This window comes from Lentzea sp. NPDC054927 (assembly GCF_053610285.1).
The window spans coordinates 496994-513915 of sequence record NZ_JBSGXZ010000001.1 but is presented as its reverse complement, the minus strand read 5'-3'; the positions used below and the strand labels follow the sequence as shown (position 1 = coordinate 513915).

Here is a 16922-nt window from a genome sequence, read left to right as displayed (position 1 = left end):
CCATGTACGTCTTCACCTGCCTGTACCACCACCCGGCCGACCCGGAGGCGTTCGACGAACACTTCTTCGGCGTGCACGCGCCGTTGGCACGCAAGGTCGTCGAGCTCGGGTTGCGCGGGGCCACCGCCACGAAGCTCGGCCCGAACCCGGACGGCACGCCGCCGCCGTTTTACGTGAAGGTGGACATCACCGCGGACTCGGCTGAGGCGTTGCAGGCCGCGATGAGCACGCCGGAGGGGCAGGCCGCGCAGGCCGACATGGCGAACTTCGCCGAGGCCGGGTTCGTGTTGTTCACCGGCGAGGTCGTTGACGAGATCCTGCCGGGAGTTCGCTTCGGTGCTTGATCTCCAGCTTGCGGTAGACGCGCGTGAGGTGTTGTTCGACGGTGCTCGTCGTGACGAACAGCTTGCGCGCGATCTCCCGGTTGGTGTGGCCGTCGGCGGCGAGGGCGGCTACCCGGCGCTGGGCTTCGGTCAGTTCCTCCACCAGTTCGGCGGCGTCCGGAACGTCGGCGGGGAGCAGTGGGCGGGCGTCGCATTCGTGGGCGACGTGCCAGGCTCGCCGCGCGATCATCCGGGCGCGCGGGTGCTGGCCGAGGGCACCGCTCAGGTCGGCCAGGGCGTGTGCCAGGCCGACTCTGTCGCCGCGTTCGTCGAGGATCTCGGCGGACTCGGCGAGCATTCGGGCCGTGAGAGCGGGTTCGCTCACGGAGGCCAGCACGCGCAACGCCAGGCCGCTCGTGCGGGATCGCCTGCTGGTCAACGCCAGTTGGTCGACCAGCAGGTGCCGGGCTCGGTCGGGGCGGCCCTGACCGAGCAACGCCCGTGCGGCCTGCACGCGCCACGGCACGACGCCGGGGTGGTCCTGGCCCCACGCGCGCATCAGGTCACCGCACGCCCGGAAGTCGGCGAGCGCGGCCTCGTACCAGTCAGTGGCCAGGTGGTACTCGCCGCGCGCGTGGAGGTAGTGCAGCCCGAACCGGCTCTGCAGCGCGCCTTCCGGGACGGGCTGGGCGATGTGCTCGGCGGCCTCGACGTACCGGCCGGCCCTGGTGCACGCGAGGATCAGGCAGCTCAACGGTCCCACGACAGTGGTGCCCCAGGCGTGCGGGGGCAGGAGCCGGAACGCGACCCTCGCCAAACGTCGTGCGGCACGCAGATCACCTTGGCGCAGCGCGATCTCCGCCCGCAGGCTGCAGAACATCGCTTGCCACGCCAGGTGATCGCCGGACCGCTCCAGCAGCGTGTCGCACCACGCGGTCGCGCTGTCCAGATGATCGTTGTAGATGAGTGTCTGCAAAGCGAACACCGCGTCCCACGGCATGTCGCCGGTGAGCTGCACGCCCCGTAGGAAGGTTTCGGCGCGGCTGGAGGCGGACTCGTCACCACGCAGGAACAGGGTGAGCGGCGAGTCGGGGTGTTGCCGCCACCGGGTCAGTGCCGGATACGCGGAAGCCAGCCACAGCTCGACGTCCGGATCGTCCCGCACCAGATCGAGCGCCTCGTCGGCCCGGCCGTGCCACAGCAGCTGGCTGACCACCATCACCGTCGCGGAGCGATCGAGGTGCCCGGCCTGCACGGCCTCTCGCAACGCCGTCAGGTGGCGGCCGGCCGCGAGCGGGTTCGACCTGAACTCCAGCCGGGCGAGGTCCGCGGTGATCTCGGCCGTCTCCATCGGGTCCACAGAGGACTTCGTGGCGAGTTCGAGGCAGCGCGACGCGAACTCGGTCCGGCCGTGCCGCGCGGCCGTCCGCAGCACCGGCACGACCCACTCGTGCCAGCGCGGCGGCCCTTCGAGCAGGTGCCAGGCCACGACGTCGGCCGCCTTGCCCTGGTCGTGCAGCATGCGTGCCGCGCGGGCGTGCAGGCTGCCGCGCTCGGCCGGAGTGGCGTCCGCCAGCACGGTGTCCCGCGTGCCGGCGTGCCGGAACCTGCCACCGTCCACCAGGCCGGCCGCGGTGAGCACCTGGATGGCGTGGGTGATCGCGTGCGGGTCGACCCCGATCAGTCGGCTGATCGCGGTGGGCGTCGCGAACTCGCCGAGCACCGCGATCGCCCGCGCGGTGTGCCGGACCAGCGGACCGCCCCGGTGCAGGCACCGCAGCACGGCCTGGGGCAGGTCGTCGTCCGCCACGGCGCGCACCAGCAACGGATTGCCGCGGCTCAGCGCGTGAATCCGCCCGGCGTCGCGCTCGCCGAGCCACGCGGCGACACCGCGTTCGGTCAAGGGCTCCAGGACCACCGGTGCGCACTGCGGCAGACGGAGCAGCTCGATCCGGAACGACGACCGCGGTTGCGGGGACTCGGTGAGCAGGAACATCACCCGTGCCGACCGCAGCCGCCGGGCGAGCGACAGCAGGCAGTTCAGCGATGCCTGGTCGGCGAGGTCGACGTCGTCGATGCCGATCACCAGCGGCACCCGTTCGGTGAGTTCCAGCAGGCCGAGGCAGAGCACGTGCAGCGCGGGGCTCAGCAGCGCGGTCCGGTAGAGCACCGCGCCGATGAACCGGTGCCCGAGCGCCGAAACGGCCTTGTCGTGCAGGATCTGGCTGATCACCCCGAACCTCAGCCCGCGCTCGGCCCACGACCCGACCGCGCTGACGAAAGCCGCTCCCGCGAAGGCCACGCGCTCGCCGAACTCCTGCAGCAACGCGGTCTTCCCGCTGCCGAGCGCGCCGCTGACCAGCGCGATTCGACCCCGGCCCGCCAGGCAGTCGGCGAACAGCAGGTCGAGTCGAGCGAGCTGTTCTTCCCGTTCCACCAGTCGCATCAGCCGGTCCTCCTGGCGTCGCGCACCGCCGAGGTGGCTACGCCGTTGACGGAGAATGACTGGTTCTGAACCTAAAGTGACGACCTTGAGCTGTCACGGCATGGCATTGATTTGGCACTGATTGCCGGGGTGACCAGGCTGACGAAATCGACCGAAATCAGTCGCCCTTGGTGTCGCGGAAGATGATCCAGCGCATCACGCTGTACATGAACGCGGCCTCGCAGGCACCGGCGACGACGCGGGAGAGCAGGTACTGGACGCCGATCTCGGTCAGCGCGCTGCCGACGCCGAGGATGAACGCCAGGTAGTTGATCAGGATCGCCACCGCGTACAGGCCGGCCTGCGGGCCGACCGGGGCGTGTGAGCGGAAGTTGAGCGCGCGGTTGAGGACGAAGCTCAGGCCGAACGCCAGCACGTAGGCGATCGTGAAGGCAATCGGCACCGGCAGACCGAGGCCGCCGCGGAAGAAGGCCAGCAGCAGCAGGTCGATACCGAACGTGCACCCGTTGATCAGCGCGAAGCCGAGGAAGCTGGGGGCGATGACCTTGGACAGACCGAACGGCAGCCGCCGGACGACGACCTCCATGAGGTCGTGGAACCTCGTTCCGAGGTCTTTTTCGTTGGTGTTCAAGGTGGTCTGCTCGCCGCCGGTCATGGTCACGACAGTGCCACGATCGGACTAACGGAACCCGACGAAACGCCCACCCCTCGCCAGGCTGTCCGCGGGAGTTCAGCGGGCGTTCACCCTCCGCCACGACGTCGGGCTCATGCCGTGCAGCTTGCCGAACGTCCGGGCGAAGTAGCCGGCATCCGGGAACCCCACCTGCCTACCGATGTCACTGATCGTCAGCTCGGACACGGACAGCAGCCGCCGGGCCTGGACCATCCGGCGTTCGGTGATCCACTCCTGCACCGTGCGGCCGGTGCGCTTGCGGACCGTCGAGGTCAGGTGGCCGGGGGAGATGCTGATGGCCTCGGCGACCTCGCGCAGTGACAACGGTTCCGGGTAGCGCCGCTCGATCACGTCGAACACCTCGGCCAGTAGCGGTTCCGCGTTCTCGCGCAGGTCGCCGACGACGTCCGCGGCCAGCCTCGACACCCCGACCAGCAGCAGCACCAGGTGGGCGGACACGGCTTCCCGGTAGCCCTCGCGGCGCTGCGTCAGTTCGTCGTTCAGCGCTTCGATGCGGGAGGTCCACTCGTGACGGTCCGGTGGCGGCACTTTGAGCCGCAACGCGCCGATAGCGCCGCCGCGGACGAACGGGAACAGCAATGGATGGGTGCGCCACGCCAGGTGGGCGCCTGGGGTGTCCGGGCCGAGGGCGTCGGCGGTGAAGAACACGCTCCAGCCCTGCGCGCCGACGAGGTCGTCGGAGTAGGCCTGGCCCATGACGTCTCCGGGTGCGATCACGAACAGGTCGCCGGCCTTGACGTGCCGGACCTGTTTCCCGGTCCGCACGATGCCGCCGTCTGCGCGGAAGTAGGCCAGGCCGGGAAAGTCGTGCGAGTGCGCCTCGTGGGCGCCGTTGAAGCCGGCCGCGTGCCCCAGGGGCACGGCCGCCACGGACAGCTCGCCGGGCACAGGCTGCCATCTGTAGTTCGCCGGCTCGTCCCCGATCGGGACCGTTCGTCGGGCTCTCACCGTCAAATCATCCCACTCAAACCGTGGATCGGCACAGAAACCGTGGTGGTTGACCGGTCACAATGTAGGCATGGCCGAAACATCGTCCCAGGAACGGGACTACCTGCCCGGAATGGGCAAGCACTACCTGATGCCGCTGTACGACGTGATGCACTCGGTGTCCGGTCTCTCCCGCGTGCACGACCAGATGATCACGCTGGCCGGGTTGCGGGACGGCCAGCGCGTGCTCGATGTCGGGTGTGGAACCGGAAACCTGTTGCGCGCGACCGGAAAGCGGCACCGCAACGTCGAGCTGACCGGGGTGGACCCCGACCTGAAGATGCTGGCCAGGGCCGAGCGCAAGATTCGGCGCGCGGGACTCACCGCACAGCTGGACCGCGGGTTCGCGCAGGAACTGGCCTTCCCGGACGGGTCGTTCGACGTGGTCTTCTCCAGTCTGATGCTGCACCACCTGGAAACCCCGGCGAAGGACGAGATGCTGGCCGAGGTGCGCCGGGTGCTGCGGCCGGACGGTGTGCTGGTGCTGGCCGACGCCGTGCTGCACGACCACGGTCACGGCCACGGCAGGCGGAAACGCGGTGCGAGCGGGGACCTGCACATCCACCTGCGGGACAACGTCGGGGACGCGGTGGCGAAGCGGATCGCGGCGGCCGGGTTCACCGTGGAGCCCACCCGCGTGCGGAAGCTGCGGATGTTCGGAGAGGTGGGCATCGAGCTCGCGAGAGTCCACTAGCGACAGGTCCATTGTCGACCGATTGAGAACGCACAATGTTTCTTCGCTACCAACAGTTCCGGTAATTCTCGAACTTGAGGGATACGCGCGAATGAGAGCGTGTTCCCATCTAAGCTGCGCGCCGTGACAGATGCGACAGGAAGTCTGGTGGCGCAGCGCTACCGGCTGGTCCAGGTGATCGGCACCGGCGGGATGGGCCGGGTCTGGCTCGGCCGTGACGAGGTCATCGGCCGTGAGGTGGCCGTCAAGGAGCTGCTGCTGCCCGCCGGTCTCGACCCGCAGCAGCGGGCGTTGCTGTGCCAGCGCGCCATGCGTGAGGCGCAGCTCGCGGGTCACCTCAACCACCCCGGCATCGTCACCGTGCACGACGTCGTCGAGTACAACGGCGCGCCGATGATCGTGATGGAGTTCGTGCGGGGCGGTTCGCTGTCGGACGCCATCAAGGCCCAGGGCGCGCTGCCCGTCGACCAGGTCGCCTACGTCGCCACGTCGATGCTGGGCGCGTTGCGGGCGGCGCACCAGGCCGGGATCGTGCACCGGGATCTCAAGCCCGCCAACGTGTTGCTGTCCGGCGACCGGGTCGTGATCACCGACTTCGGCATCGCGCGGCTCACCGGCGACGTGCCGCTGACCACCGACGGTTCGATCGTCGGCACGCCCGCGTACATGGCGCCGGAGCAGGGCACCGGCGCGCCGATCACCCCGGCGACCGACATGTGGTCGCTCGGCGCCACCCTGTACGCCGCCGTGGAGGGCCGGCCCCCGTACCAGGGCCAGGACTTCATGACGACGCTGTCGATGCTGCTGACCCAGGAACCGCCACCCCCGGTGCGCGCCGGGCACCTGTCGTCGTTGCTGGGCGCGTTGCTGCGCAAGAACCCGGCCGAACGCGCGTCGGTGGACCAGGCCCTCGCGCTGCTCTCCGGTGCCCCGATGGTCGTGCCCGTCCCGGTCAGATCCGGGCCGAGCAGACGCACGTTGCTGCTGGCCGGTGCCGGTGCGGTGGCAGCTCTCGGCGGCGGCACGGCGTGGTGGATCACCTCGAGGAACAACAACGGCGAAGGTGCTCAGCTGCCGTCGACGAACGACAACAAGCTCGCCTCCAACCAGGAGGGCGGCTCCGAGCAGTCGACGACCTCGTCCGTGGCGAAACCGGGACGCCCGCAGGAGATCACCGAGCACATCCAGCTCACCGACCACAAGGCGTCCGTCTCGTCGATCGCGTGGACCCCGGACGGCAAGATTCTCGTCAGCGCCGAGGACGGTCTCGGCAGCGACGGCGCGGTCGTCCGCATCTGGGACGCCGCGGCGGGCAAGCTCATCGGCACCGTCCAGAACCCGGACGGGCCCGGCGGCGCGTCGGCGTGCGCGGTCGCGATCAGCCCCGACGGCAAGATCTTCGCGGCGGGCGGCAACCGGACCGGCGACAGCACCACGTACCTGTGGAACCTCGCCGACCGCACGCAGATCGGCACACTCGAGGACGCCAGGTCCATCATGAAGAGCCTGCGTTTCCACCCCGACGGCAAGACGATCGTCGGCCTTACCCACACCGGTCGCCTCAACGTGTGGGACGTGGCGACCCGCAAGGTCAAGATCGGCCTGACCGAAGCGAACGGCAGCAGCGAACTCGCGTTCAGCCCGGACGGCAAGATGCTCGCCTACGCCGGCACGAAGTACCAGGAGATCAAGATCGTCGACCCGGCGACCGGGAAGACCGTCCAGACCATCAACGACTCGACCGGCGACGGGGTGGCGTTCTCCCCGGACGGCAAGACGCTCGCGGTTCCCGACGACGACGGCAAGAACAGCATGCAGCTGTGGGACGTGGCGACTGGGCAGAGCAAGGCCGTGTTCGACCGGACCGAGGGCGACGACATCATCACGAAGGCCCTGTACCACCCGGACGGCAAGACGATCGCCACCTGGGGACACGGCAACGCGGTGCAGCTGTGGGACGTGGCGTCGAAGTCCGTCCGCGCCACCGTCATCGGTGCCGGTGCGAGGATCGAGGCGGTGGCGTTCGACCCGAAGGGCGAACGGATCGCCTGCGGTGGCGACGACAAGTCCGTCCGGATCTGGAAGCTGGAGCGTTAGAGGTCTTCCAGCTCGGCCACGTCGATGCCGTTGCGGTCCAGCGTGTCCGCGAACGCCTCGATGACGTTGTCGAGGATCCACTCGCACCTGGCCATCAACGCTGACCCCTCCGCGGTGCGGAAGGCGGGGATGGTCGGGGTGAGGCGGGCGGACATCGGCCATTCGTTGTCGTACTGCCAGAGCTCCGCGCTCGGGGTCAGGAGGATTCCGGCGTCTTTGAACACGCCGGGGTGGGTGGCGCTCGGGGTTCTGGTGGTCAGGACGAGCCATCCCGCCGCGATGCGGACCTTCTGTTCGCCTACGCGGTCGTAGAGGGTTTGTTCGGCCGGGATCTGGTGGTTGGTGAGGAGGGTGGCCACCTTCTGGGCCCACGATGTGATGGTCGCGGATCGTGCTGCCCAGGCTGCCGCGGCGGCTTCGTCGGCGCGCCTGCGTTCCTTCATGAACGTCACCAGATCATCCATGATCTTGACCGTAGCGGGTACTCCGTATGGACGTAACGGCCGTCTGCGCGAGGGCGATAGCCGGTCACCTGGCCGGCGTCGGTGTGGAGGTCGTCATGATTGCTCAACTGCGGCTGGCCAGCGAGATGCAGGAAGCCGAACGAGTGCTCGCACGCGTGGTGGAGCTCGAGCGGACCACCACGCCCGAGCTTCGGAGGCGACTGCGGGACCTTCTGGAGAAACTGACCGCGGTCGCGCGCGACAGCGACATGTGGGACCGGCTGGCGGACGCGGCGGCGGAACCGCTGCCGGTCGAACGGCTCAACGCGATGCTGGACTTCGCGACGCTCGACCTCGCTCCGATGCTGGAGGCGTTCGGTTACCGCGTCCCACCGAAGCCGTCCGCTCGGGACATGGTCGACAGGACCGTCAGTGCGTTGAAGGCAGCGCCGATGGACGGCGAGGACAGGCGGCGACGGGTCGAGGAAGCGCGACTGGACCTGCTGACTTTCGGGATGCGAGTGCGCAATCAGGTCGAGTCGACACCGCGCTACATCGGACCCAGCCGGGTGCGCTCGATTGTGCGGCGAGTTTGTGCTCGTGCGCGGGAGATCGCTCCCGTGGTGATCGCGGTAGGTGTGGCGGGAGTGTTCGCTGAAGACGTCGCGAACCACTTCGGCGTGTTCTTCAGCAAGAGCGCGGAGAAGCTGGTGGAGCTTGGTGTGCAGCCCATCGCCACGCTGGTCGCAGGTCTCGGGATGGGCTGGCGCGCCGTCGACCCGAACGAGCACCTGGATCCGGTCCCGCTGCATCTCACCGCGTTGTTCACGACCATCAGCGCTTTGCGTGCGTCTGACCGCGGCGAGGTGACGCATCCGTTCGTCCATGCGGAAGCCCTGAAGCACCATCTTCTGGATCAGACGCGGGCTCAGCCAGCGCTCGAGTTCGCCTTCGACAACCTTGATGCGGCGTTTGTCGCGCTGGCACGGGCTGGCCAGGAGGGAACCGCTCGGGCGGTGGCGGGTCTGGAGGCCGCGGCCTGGGAACTGCACGGCGCTTTGGACGAGCTCGGTCAAGATCAGTTCGTGCACGGCTCGGTCGCCGCATCAGCCCCGACCTCATCATCGGTGCGGCTGGAAATCGAGGAACGCATGGAGGAGGAAGCGCGGACGATCGATTCCGAGCCTGACACGACGTGGGGTCCGACCGCCTCCGTCTGACCTTCCCACCGCACAGTCCACTGTGGAGCGTTCCAGGTCGTGGGAACCCGCGAAACACTCCCGTCACATGCGCCTTGATCGGCTGAAACGCGGGCTCCCTAGCGTCGAGATCCATGACCGTTGACGAGGTTGTGGAGCGCGCGCCCGTCCCCGCTGCGTCCAAGGAGACGCTGGAGGACTACACCCTGCGGTTCGCGCCGCGGACCTATCGGCGCTGGACGCCGGCGGTCGTCGGAGCGTCCGCGCTCGGCGGGATCGCCTACATGGCGGACTTCTCGATCGGTGCCGGCATCGGGCTCACGCACGGCACCGGGAACGCGTTGCTGGCCATCGCGTTCGCGGCGATCGTCATCTTCGTCACCGGGTTTCCGCTGGCTTACTACGCGGCTCGGTACAACATCGACCTCGACCTGATCACGCGCGGGTCCGGGTTCGGTTACTACGGGTCGGTCATCACGAGCGTGATCTTCGCGAGCTTCACGTTCATCTTCTTCGCGCTCGAAGGCTCGATCATGGCGCAGGGCCTGCGGTACGCGCTGGGGTTGCCGTTGTGGCTGGGGTACGCGACGTCGACGCTGGTGATCATCCCGTTGGTGATCTACGGGATGAAGGTGCTGGCGAAGCTGCAGAGCTGGACGAACCCGTTGTGGTTGCTGCTGATGGTGGCGCCGTTGCTGTTCCTGGTGATCTCGGAGCCGGACTCGGTGAGCCGCTTTCTCGCTTACGGGGACAGCGGTGTCAACACCGCGGCGGTGATGCTCGGCGCGGGCGTGTGCCTGTCGTTGATGGGGCAGATCGGTGAGCAGATCGACTACCTGAGGTTCATGCCGCCGCGCACCGCGGAGAACCGGCGGGCGTGGTGGACCGCGGTGGTGCTGGCGGGGCCGGGCTGGGTGGTGTTCGGCGCGTTGAAGCAGGCGATCGGCGTGTTCATGGCGGTCTACGTGCTCGACGCGGTCGGGAAGGTCGCGGCGGTGGAGCCGATCGAGCAGTTCACCGGGGTGTTCAAGCAGTTCATGCCGGCGTGGCTGGTGGTGCCGCTGGCGCTCGTGCTGGTGGTGCTGAGCCAGGTGAAGATCAACGTCACCAACGCCTACTCGGGGTCGCTGGCGTGGACGAACTCGTTCACCCGCGTCACGAAGCACTATCCGGGGCGGCTGGTGTTCGTGCTGGTGAACCTGGCGGTCGCGCTGGTGCTGATGGAGGCGGACATGTTCAGCTTCCTGAACAAGATCCTGAGCTTCTACTCCAACTGCGCGATGGCGTGGGTCGTCACGGTCGCCACGGACATCGCGATCAACAAGTACGTGCTGAAGCTGTCGCCGAAGCAGCCGGAGTTCCGCAGGGGCATGCTCTACGCGGTCAACCCGGTGGGCGTCGGTTCGTTCCTCGCGTCGTCGATCCTGTCCATCTCCGTCTACTTCGGACTGTTCGGCTCGGCCGTGCAGCCCTACTCGCCACTGGTGGCGGTCGGCATCCCGATCGTGTTGACGCCGTTGCTCGCGGTGCTCACCCGTGGGCGGTTCTACCTGCGCCGCACCGATGACGGGATCGCGGAGCCGGTGCTGGACGCCGACGGGAACCCGAGCGGGACGCGGTACGACTGCGTGGTGTGCGGGGAGTCCTACGAGCGGCCGGACATGGCGGCCAGTGCGATCGGGGGAGAGATCTGCTCGCTGTGCCTGAGCACCGATCGCGACGGCCGCCACGTCCTGCCCGCGGTCAGCCCACTTCCAGGCTGACGCCCCACGCGTTGAGGATCGTGCTGATCGGCACGTAGTTGATGTACCGGGAGCAGTAGATGCCCTGCGCGTCCGGTGCGGTGGTGCCGCACGAGGTGGTCTGGGCGTAGTCGGTGTCCGGGCCGAGCAGGATGCCGCGCGCCTGCACGCCGTTGGACAGCTTCTTGAACATCGGACCGCCGCTGTCGCCCTGGCCGCCCATGATCCCGGAGGTCGCCTTCACCTGGATGACGTTGACCGTCACGCCGCCGAAGCTGATGTTCTGGCTGTCGTCGTAGACCTCACCGCAGTGCTCGCCGGTGCTGGAGCTCGAGTTGCAGACCGGGTCGCCCGGCCAGTTCGACGCGTAGTTCTTCACCGTCGAGGTCGAGTTGCTGTTCCAGGCGCCGCGGTAGACCTTCGCGGTGGTGGCCGGGGAGGCCGACGGGTCGATCATGAGCGAGTCGACGGCAGGGATGCCCGCGACGGACGCGCCGCCCGGTGCGATCTGCTGGCCGGCGCCGTCGGTCACCGCGGCGTTGGCGCCGGGGTCGCAGTGGCGGGCGGTGATCAGCTTGCCGACGCTGCCCTTGAGCACCGCGAAGCCGGACGTGCAGGAGCCGCCGCTGCCGTGGCGGATGCGGGCGCCGCCCTTCCACGGGGCGGCGTCGTTCGGACGTGAGTAGCCCTGGGGTGTGACGGCGCCATAGTTGATCTGGACGTCCTCGATGCCCGCGACCTGCTTCGCGTCGGCGGCCAGGGTGGAGAACGTGCCGGCGACGTTGACGTCGATGCCGCTGCCGTCCTGGCGCAACGACGTGGAGACGATGCCGAGCTGACGGCCGTACGCGCTGGTCTGCAGCTTGGTGCGGGCTGCCTCGGCCTGGGCGCGGGAGTACTTGGCACCGGGCACGATGGTGATGGAGACGCCGTTGGGCTTGGCGTCGGCGTAGCGCTGGACGTCGCTCGGGACGGCGCCGGACCAGCGGACCGTGATGGCGCGGTGCTGGTAGTCGGTGCGCTGGCTGGTGAAGCCGCGGTCGTGGCCGAGCTCGAAGATGCGGTCCGCGACCGGCGGGATGGCGTCGTCGGTGGACAGCGCTGCCGAAGCCTGGCCGGGCAGGACGGCGAGCAGTGTCCCGGCGGCCAGTGCGGCTGCCAGCAAAGGTCTGCGCATGGTGATCTCCCCCTTTGAACCGGACTTTCCGGTCGGCGCAGAGGACCACGCGGGGAAGTGTGATCAGCACCCCGGGATTTCCCCTGTTGCATCGCGGGCAAGATCGCGCTCCATCAGACAAACTGCACGTCATGCAGGAACTGGCCTTGCTCGCCGTGGCGGCGGTGCTGATCATCGTGGCGGTGTCGTACTTCGCGCCGAAGCTCGGCGTCGCGGCGCCCGTGCTGCTCGTGATCGTCGGCATGGCGTGCAGTCAGCTGCCCGGCGCGCCGCACATGTCCGTGGAGCCGGAATGGATCCTGACGGTCGTGCTGCCGCCGATCCTGTACTCGGCGGCGGTGAACGTGCCGGTCGTGGACTTCCGGCGCAACTTCGCGGCCATCGGGTCGCTGTCGGTGCTGCTGGTGGCCGTGTCGGCGTTCGGGACCGGGCTGCTGATCTGGTGGCTGCTGCCGGAGATCGGGTTCGCGGCGGCGTTGGCGCTCGGTGCGGTGGTCAGCCCGCCGGACGCGGTCGCCGCCACCTCGATCGGCAAGAAGCTCGGCCTGCCACCACGACTCGTGACGATCCTCGAAGGCGAGGGGCTGGTCAACGACGCCACCGCGCTCGTGCTGCTGCGCACGGCCATCGTCGCGATCACGGCCAGCGTGTCGTTCGGCGGGGCGGTCGGCGACTTCGCGTTCGCCGTGTCCGTGGGTGTGGTGATCGGGGCGGCGGTCGGCCTGGTCTCGGTGTGGGCGCGGTCGCGGATCCAGGGTCAGCCCGTGCTGACGACCGCGATCTCGTACGTCGTGCCGTTCCTCGCGTTCATCCCGGCCGAGGAGGTGCACGCGTCCGGCGTGATCGCCGTGGTCGTGGCCGGCCTGATCACCGGACATCTGAGCGCCAGGAAGTTCGCCGCGCACGACCGCATCTCCGAACGCACGAACTGGCGCACGATCCAGCTGCTGCTGGAGAACGGCGTCTTCCTGCTGATGGGCTTCGAGCTCACCTCGGTCGTCAACGACGTGGCGAAGGAAGGCCTGGCGCAGACCCTCGTGATCGGTCTGCTGGTGACGCTCGCGCTGGTCGTGCTGCGCGGGGCGTTCGTGATCCCGCTGATCGCATTGCTGCGCCGTCAGCAACGCCGCGCGGACGCGTTCGCCGACAAGATCGAGTCCTTTCTGGACCGCTTCACCGCACGAGGCCCTCGTCCCGGCGACGAGAAGCGGTACGACCGGGGAGTCCGCGCGCTGCAACGCAAACAGGCCGACGTGGCGTTCTACGCGAGCGAAGGACTCAGCTGGCGCGGGGGCGCGGTGCTCGCGTGGTCGGGGATGCGCGGCGTCGTGACGCTGGCCGCCGCCCAGACGTTGCCCACGGATCTGCCGCACCGCACGGAACTGATCCTGATCGCCTTCACGGTCGCGATCGTCACGCTGGTCGTGCAGGGCGGCTCGCTGCCGCTGGTGATCCGGTGGCTCGGCGTCCGGGGCAACGACGACGAACACGAACGCCGGGAGTACGCGCGGCTGGCGGGTGAGCTGATGACCGCGACCCACAGCTTCCTGGGCAATCCGGAGCTGTGCCGGGAGAACGGGCAGGAGTTCGACTCCGAGCTGCTGGAGCAGACTCGGGAACGCACGCTCGCGATGAGTGAGGGTGTCGAGAAGATGTTCGTCGAGCAGGATCCGGACAGTGCGATGCATCAACGCCGGGAGCTGCAACGGTTGATGATGGAGGCGCAGCAGAACGCGTTGCTGGATGCGCGCGCCAGTGGGACTTACGCGTCGCACACGCTGGAGCGGGCGCAGACGTTCATCGACAGTCAGACGGCTCGGTTTCTTTAGCGGCGGACGGCGCCGGCCGGAAGTCGGGGGATCGGGCGGCGGGTGCGCGACCGGGCCTTGGGTTTCGGTGGCGATGGGAGAGCGGGTGGCTCAGCCACATAAGTGACCGCCATTAACCAGCACACGACGAGCAGTTGCACGCCCAGCACGAAGTCGAGCCTGGTGAGGCCGACGATGTCGGTGGGAACGAACACCTGGCGCAGTGCGATGAGAGCGAGCAGTGCAGCGGCGAGTTCCATCGCCGCTGAGGTGTCGTTCGTGCCGCCGCGCCGGCGCCGGGTGCGGACGAAGAAGCTCAGCCCGATCACTGCTGGCATCAGGCTGATGGAGTAAATGAATGCCCAGTAGGCCCAGCCGCGACTGAAACCACCTTTGATGACAGCAGGAGAGTATTTCTTTGTGCTCGTGACAACCGCGTTGGTGCCGAGGTTCCACTGCCCGAGCCGTTCATCGACCGCGATGCCGAAGGTGACAGGCAGGACGGATCCCTGCCAGACGGGTAGTGGAACCGAGGCGTTCGCATGCCGTGGTGGTGTGGCAGCGACGCCTGGGCCTGTGCGGACATCGAGGTAGAGAGCGAAGGTATAGGTGTCGTTGGGAAACTGTGACGGATCGGCGTGCAGAGGAATGGATACGCTCACACTGCTCGAGTTTTCGGCCGCCTGCGGATTCACTACGTGACGCAGCGGAAAATAGATCGTCTCGTGCCTGAGCGAAGCGTCGCCAATGTAGATCAGCAGCTTCGCGTCGACGAACTCCGCTCTGAGGACTCCGTTGGTCTGTTCAACTGACAGGCCGTTCGCATCAACGAACGTCGGTCTGTCATCCGGCTCGCTTGGTAGAAGCGTCAACGTGCCTTGGAGCCGACGCTCTATCGGATTCAAGCTGGTCGCGGTCAGAAGGAAACGAAGCGGTGGAACCGGCTGGGCAGAGCGGTACATGCCGACGTACTCGAAGACCCAACGTCCGAGATGATCGCGATCTGGCGGCCGTGCGAGATGCATGATCCCGGCGATGAAGGCGATGGTTGCCAAGGCGAAAGCGACTACTCGGACAACCGTGGCACCTCGCATGTGATCTCACGTCGCGCGGCGGGAGTCCGGTGTTACGTCAGAACGGGTCGTTGCCGACCTTCGCCTGCACGTCCACGGTGTTCCGCGGCGACGCACCGAGGGTCAGGCGAGAGACGATCCGATACCGGTCCCCCCGGTAGATCGAGTGCACGTACTCGACCTGCCGCCCCTCCTCGTCCGTCGTGAGCCGCTCGAACAGCAACGCCGGCGCGAGCTCCGGTACGCCGAGCAGTGCGGCCTCGGACTCGTTGGTCACGGTCGGTTCGATCGACTGCACCGCGTCCCGGACGTGGACGCCGTGCTCGCGCAGGCGTTCGTAGAAGTCGCCGGACTCCATGTCGTGCAGCGTCAAGGCTGGCGCGATCAGGGCGGGGACGTGGAGGTACTCCAAGGCCATGGGTTCGCCGTCGACGAGGCGCAGGCGGGCGATGTAGTGGATCTCGGCGGCGGGGGAGAGGTGCAGGCGGCGGCCCACTCTGGCGCCTGCTGGGATGCGGGCGTGTTCCAGGACTTGTGAGGACCAGGTGCCGGAGGCTTGGGGGAGCGACATGGAGCCGGTGTCGGAGACCATTTCCTGGGTGATCTTGGCGCGGGCCACGAAGGTGCCGCGGCCGTGCTGGCGGACCAGGAGGCCGGTGTTGACGAGTTCTTCCACGGCTGAGCGGACGGTGGGGCGGGACACCGAGAGTTGTTGGCACAGCACGCGTTCGGCGGGGATCGGGGCTCCCGCCGGGTGGGTCTCGATGAGTTCGAGCAGGTAGTCGCGGACCCGCTCGCGCTTGAGGATCGCTTCGGCCATGCCTCTCCGCTTCGTCGGCGGCCAGTATCGCATACCAGTGGTAAGTAACCAGTCTGAGCAAGATCGGGAGCGCTCTCACGCGTCCGAGCAGGGTATTGACCTGACAAGTGGTCTATGCCACTTTCTACCCACTCCATTGGACCTGACCAATTGGTCACATCCCAGCGAGAGGTGAGTCGTGTCGCGCTCCGCTGCCTTGCTCGTTCTGGCGCTTGCCCTGTCCGCCTGCGGCACGTCCGCGGGAGGGGGTGATGAGAAGCAGGAGATCACCGTGTGGCTGATGAAGGACACGGCCACCGAGGACTTCGTGACGAGGTTCGAGAGCGAGTTCGAACGCGATCACGCGAACCTCGACCTGAAGATCCAGATCCAGGAGTGGAACGGCATCACGCAGAAGGTGACCAGTGCGCTGGCCAGCACGGATCCGCCGGACGTGATCGAGGTCGGCAACACCCAGGTCGCCCAGTATGTGGCCAGCAAGGGTGTCACGGACCTGTCCGGCAAGAAGGGCGAGCTGCAGGGTGACGACTGGATTCCCGGTCTGGCCGAACCCGGTGCGGTGGACGGTAAGCAGTTCGGCGTGCCGTTCTACGCGGCGAACCGGGTGGTGATCTACCGCAAGGACCTGTTCGAGGCCGCCCAGGTCGCTGTGCCGAAGACCCGCGAGGAGTGGCTCGCGGCCACCGCGAAGCTCGACCAGGGCGACCAGCAGGGCATCTACCTGCCTGGCCAGAACTGGTACACGCTGTCGGGCTTCGTCTGGGACGAGGGCGGCGACCTCGCCGCGCAGGACGGCGACAAGTGGAAGGGTTCGCTGAACACGCCGGAGGCGTTGGCGGGCATGGACTTCTACCAGAAGCTGCAGGCGCTGGGTGACGGGCCGAAGGACTCCGACGAGGCCAAGCCGCAGCAGACGGACGTGGTGGCGGGCGGCAAGGTCGCGCAGTTCATCGCGGTGCCCGGCGCGGCCAAGCTCGTCACCAAGGCGAATCCGGCGCTCGAGGGCAAGATCGGGTTCTTCCCGATTCCCGGCAAGACGGCCGACAAGTCCGGCGCGGTGTTCACCGGCGGGTCCGACCTGATCATCCCGCTCGCGTCGAGCAGGCAGGACGGTGCCTACGAGGTCGTCAAGGCGCTCGCCGGCGAGAAGTGGCAGGTCGAGCTGGCCAAGGCGATGAACTACGTGCCGAACCGCAAGTCGCTCGCGAAGGACGTCGGCGGCGACCCCGGCACGGCGGCGATGGCGGTCGGTGCGGCCAACGGGCACGCAACGCCGAACTCGCCCAACTGGGCGGCGGTCGAGGCGCGCAACCCGATCAAGGAGTTCCAGACGGCGGTGCTGACCGGCGCTGATCCGAAGACAGCGGCCGCGAGGGCCGACGAGGTCATCACTCAAGCGTTGAACTCGGGCAATTGACT

General features: G+C 68.0%; 14 protein-coding genes. 7 read left to right on the top strand and 7 right to left on the bottom strand.

Going from position 1 to position 16922, the window contains the following annotated elements:
- Positions 1 to 2 precede the first annotated feature (2 nt).
- Positions 3 to 344 (top strand): EthD family reductase, encoded by a 342-nt coding sequence (locus tag ACWGE0_RS02490; protein WP_452259101.1) that lies wholly within the window; start codon positions 3 to 5, stop codon positions 342 to 344.
- On the opposite strand, the gene ACWGE0_RS02485 is transcribed toward ACWGE0_RS02490, so the two are convergent.
- The 3 genes from ACWGE0_RS02485 to ACWGE0_RS02475 form a co-directional block, all read right to left on the bottom strand.
- Positions 292 to 2769 carry an AAA family ATPase gene (locus tag ACWGE0_RS02485; protein WP_452259100.1) on the bottom strand — a complete coding sequence of 826 codons (2478 nt, stop codon included), beginning with the start codon at positions 2767 to 2769 and terminating at the stop codon, positions 292 to 294. The genes ACWGE0_RS02490 and ACWGE0_RS02485 overlap by 53 nt on opposite strands.
- A 157-nt stretch (positions 2770 to 2926) precedes the next feature.
- A complete protein-coding gene (locus ACWGE0_RS02480; RefSeq protein ID WP_452259099.1) occupies positions 2927 to 3424 on the bottom strand; it encodes a GtrA family protein in 498 nt (165 codons plus the stop codon).
- A 75-nt stretch (positions 3425 to 3499) separates the two neighbouring features.
- Positions 3500 to 4411, bottom strand: a complete 912-nt coding sequence (locus ACWGE0_RS02475) for an AraC family transcriptional regulator (protein ID WP_452259098.1) — start codon at positions 4409 to 4411, stop codon at positions 3500 to 3502.
- A 70-nt stretch (positions 4412 to 4481) separates the two neighbouring features.
- On the opposite strand from ACWGE0_RS02475, the gene ACWGE0_RS02470 reads away from it, so the two are divergent.
- Together ACWGE0_RS02470 and ACWGE0_RS02465 are read left to right on the top strand one after the other, a co-directional pair.
- On the top strand, positions 4482 to 5144 hold the full coding sequence (locus ACWGE0_RS02470; RefSeq protein WP_452259097.1) for a class I SAM-dependent methyltransferase: 663 nt from the start codon (positions 4482 to 4484) through the stop codon (positions 5142 to 5144).
- Positions 5145 to 5267: 123 nt separating this feature from the next.
- Complete coding sequence (locus ACWGE0_RS02465) at positions 5268 to 7241, top strand: WD40 repeat domain-containing serine/threonine protein kinase (protein WP_452259096.1); 1974 nt, start codon at positions 5268 to 5270, stop codon at positions 7239 to 7241.
- On the opposite strand, the gene ACWGE0_RS02460 is transcribed toward ACWGE0_RS02465, so the two are convergent.
- Positions 7238 to 7705 (bottom strand): hypothetical protein, encoded by a 468-nt coding sequence (locus ACWGE0_RS02460; protein ID WP_452259095.1) that lies wholly within the window; start codon positions 7703 to 7705, stop codon positions 7238 to 7240. The genes ACWGE0_RS02465 and ACWGE0_RS02460 overlap by 4 nt on opposite strands.
- Positions 7706 to 7800: 95 nt before the next feature.
- Between ACWGE0_RS02460 and ACWGE0_RS02455 the strand changes: the two genes are divergently transcribed.
- Together ACWGE0_RS02455 and ACWGE0_RS02450 are read left to right on the top strand one after the other, a co-directional pair.
- The gene (locus tag ACWGE0_RS02455) at positions 7801 to 8904 is read left to right on the top strand and encodes a hypothetical protein (protein WP_452259094.1); all 1104 of its coding nucleotides are present in this window, start codon (positions 7801 to 7803) and stop codon (positions 8902 to 8904) included.
- Between the two features lie 113 nt (positions 8905 to 9017).
- Positions 9018 to 10646 carry a purine-cytosine permease family protein gene (locus tag ACWGE0_RS02450; RefSeq protein ID WP_452259093.1) on the top strand — a complete coding sequence of 543 codons (1629 nt, stop codon included), beginning with the start codon at positions 9018 to 9020 and terminating at the stop codon, positions 10644 to 10646.
- Here ACWGE0_RS02450 and ACWGE0_RS02445 read toward each other — a convergent pair.
- Positions 10627 to 11802: a hypothetical protein gene (locus ACWGE0_RS02445; protein WP_452259092.1), complete on the bottom strand. Its 1176-nt coding sequence runs from the start codon at positions 11800 to 11802 to the stop codon at positions 10627 to 10629. The two genes, ACWGE0_RS02450 and ACWGE0_RS02445, sit on opposite strands and share 20 nt — an antisense overlap.
- A gap of 131 nt (positions 11803 to 11933) precedes the next feature.
- Between ACWGE0_RS02445 and ACWGE0_RS02440 the strand changes: the two genes are divergently transcribed.
- Positions 11934 to 13631 carry a cation:proton antiporter gene (locus ACWGE0_RS02440; RefSeq protein WP_452259091.1) on the top strand — a complete coding sequence of 566 codons (1698 nt, stop codon included), beginning with the start codon at positions 11934 to 11936 and terminating at the stop codon, positions 13629 to 13631.
- Here ACWGE0_RS02440 and ACWGE0_RS02435 read toward each other — a convergent pair.
- Together ACWGE0_RS02435 and ACWGE0_RS02430 are read right to left on the bottom strand one after the other, a co-directional pair.
- Positions 13628 to 14665 (bottom strand): hypothetical protein, encoded by a 1038-nt coding sequence (locus tag ACWGE0_RS02435; RefSeq protein WP_452259090.1) that lies wholly within the window; start codon positions 14663 to 14665, stop codon positions 13628 to 13630. The two genes, ACWGE0_RS02440 and ACWGE0_RS02435, sit on opposite strands and share 4 nt — an antisense overlap.
- A 76-nt stretch (positions 14666 to 14741) precedes the next feature.
- Entirely contained in the window at positions 14742 to 15503 is a 762-nt protein-coding gene (locus ACWGE0_RS02430) for a GntR family transcriptional regulator (RefSeq protein ID WP_452259089.1), read from the bottom strand.
- 178 nt (positions 15504 to 15681) lie between these two features.
- Between ACWGE0_RS02430 and ACWGE0_RS02425 the strand changes: the two genes are divergently transcribed.
- On the top strand, positions 15682 to 16920 hold the full coding sequence (locus ACWGE0_RS02425; protein WP_452259088.1) for an extracellular solute-binding protein: 1239 nt from the start codon (positions 15682 to 15684) through the stop codon (positions 16918 to 16920).
- Positions 16921 to 16922: the final 2 nt, after the last annotated feature.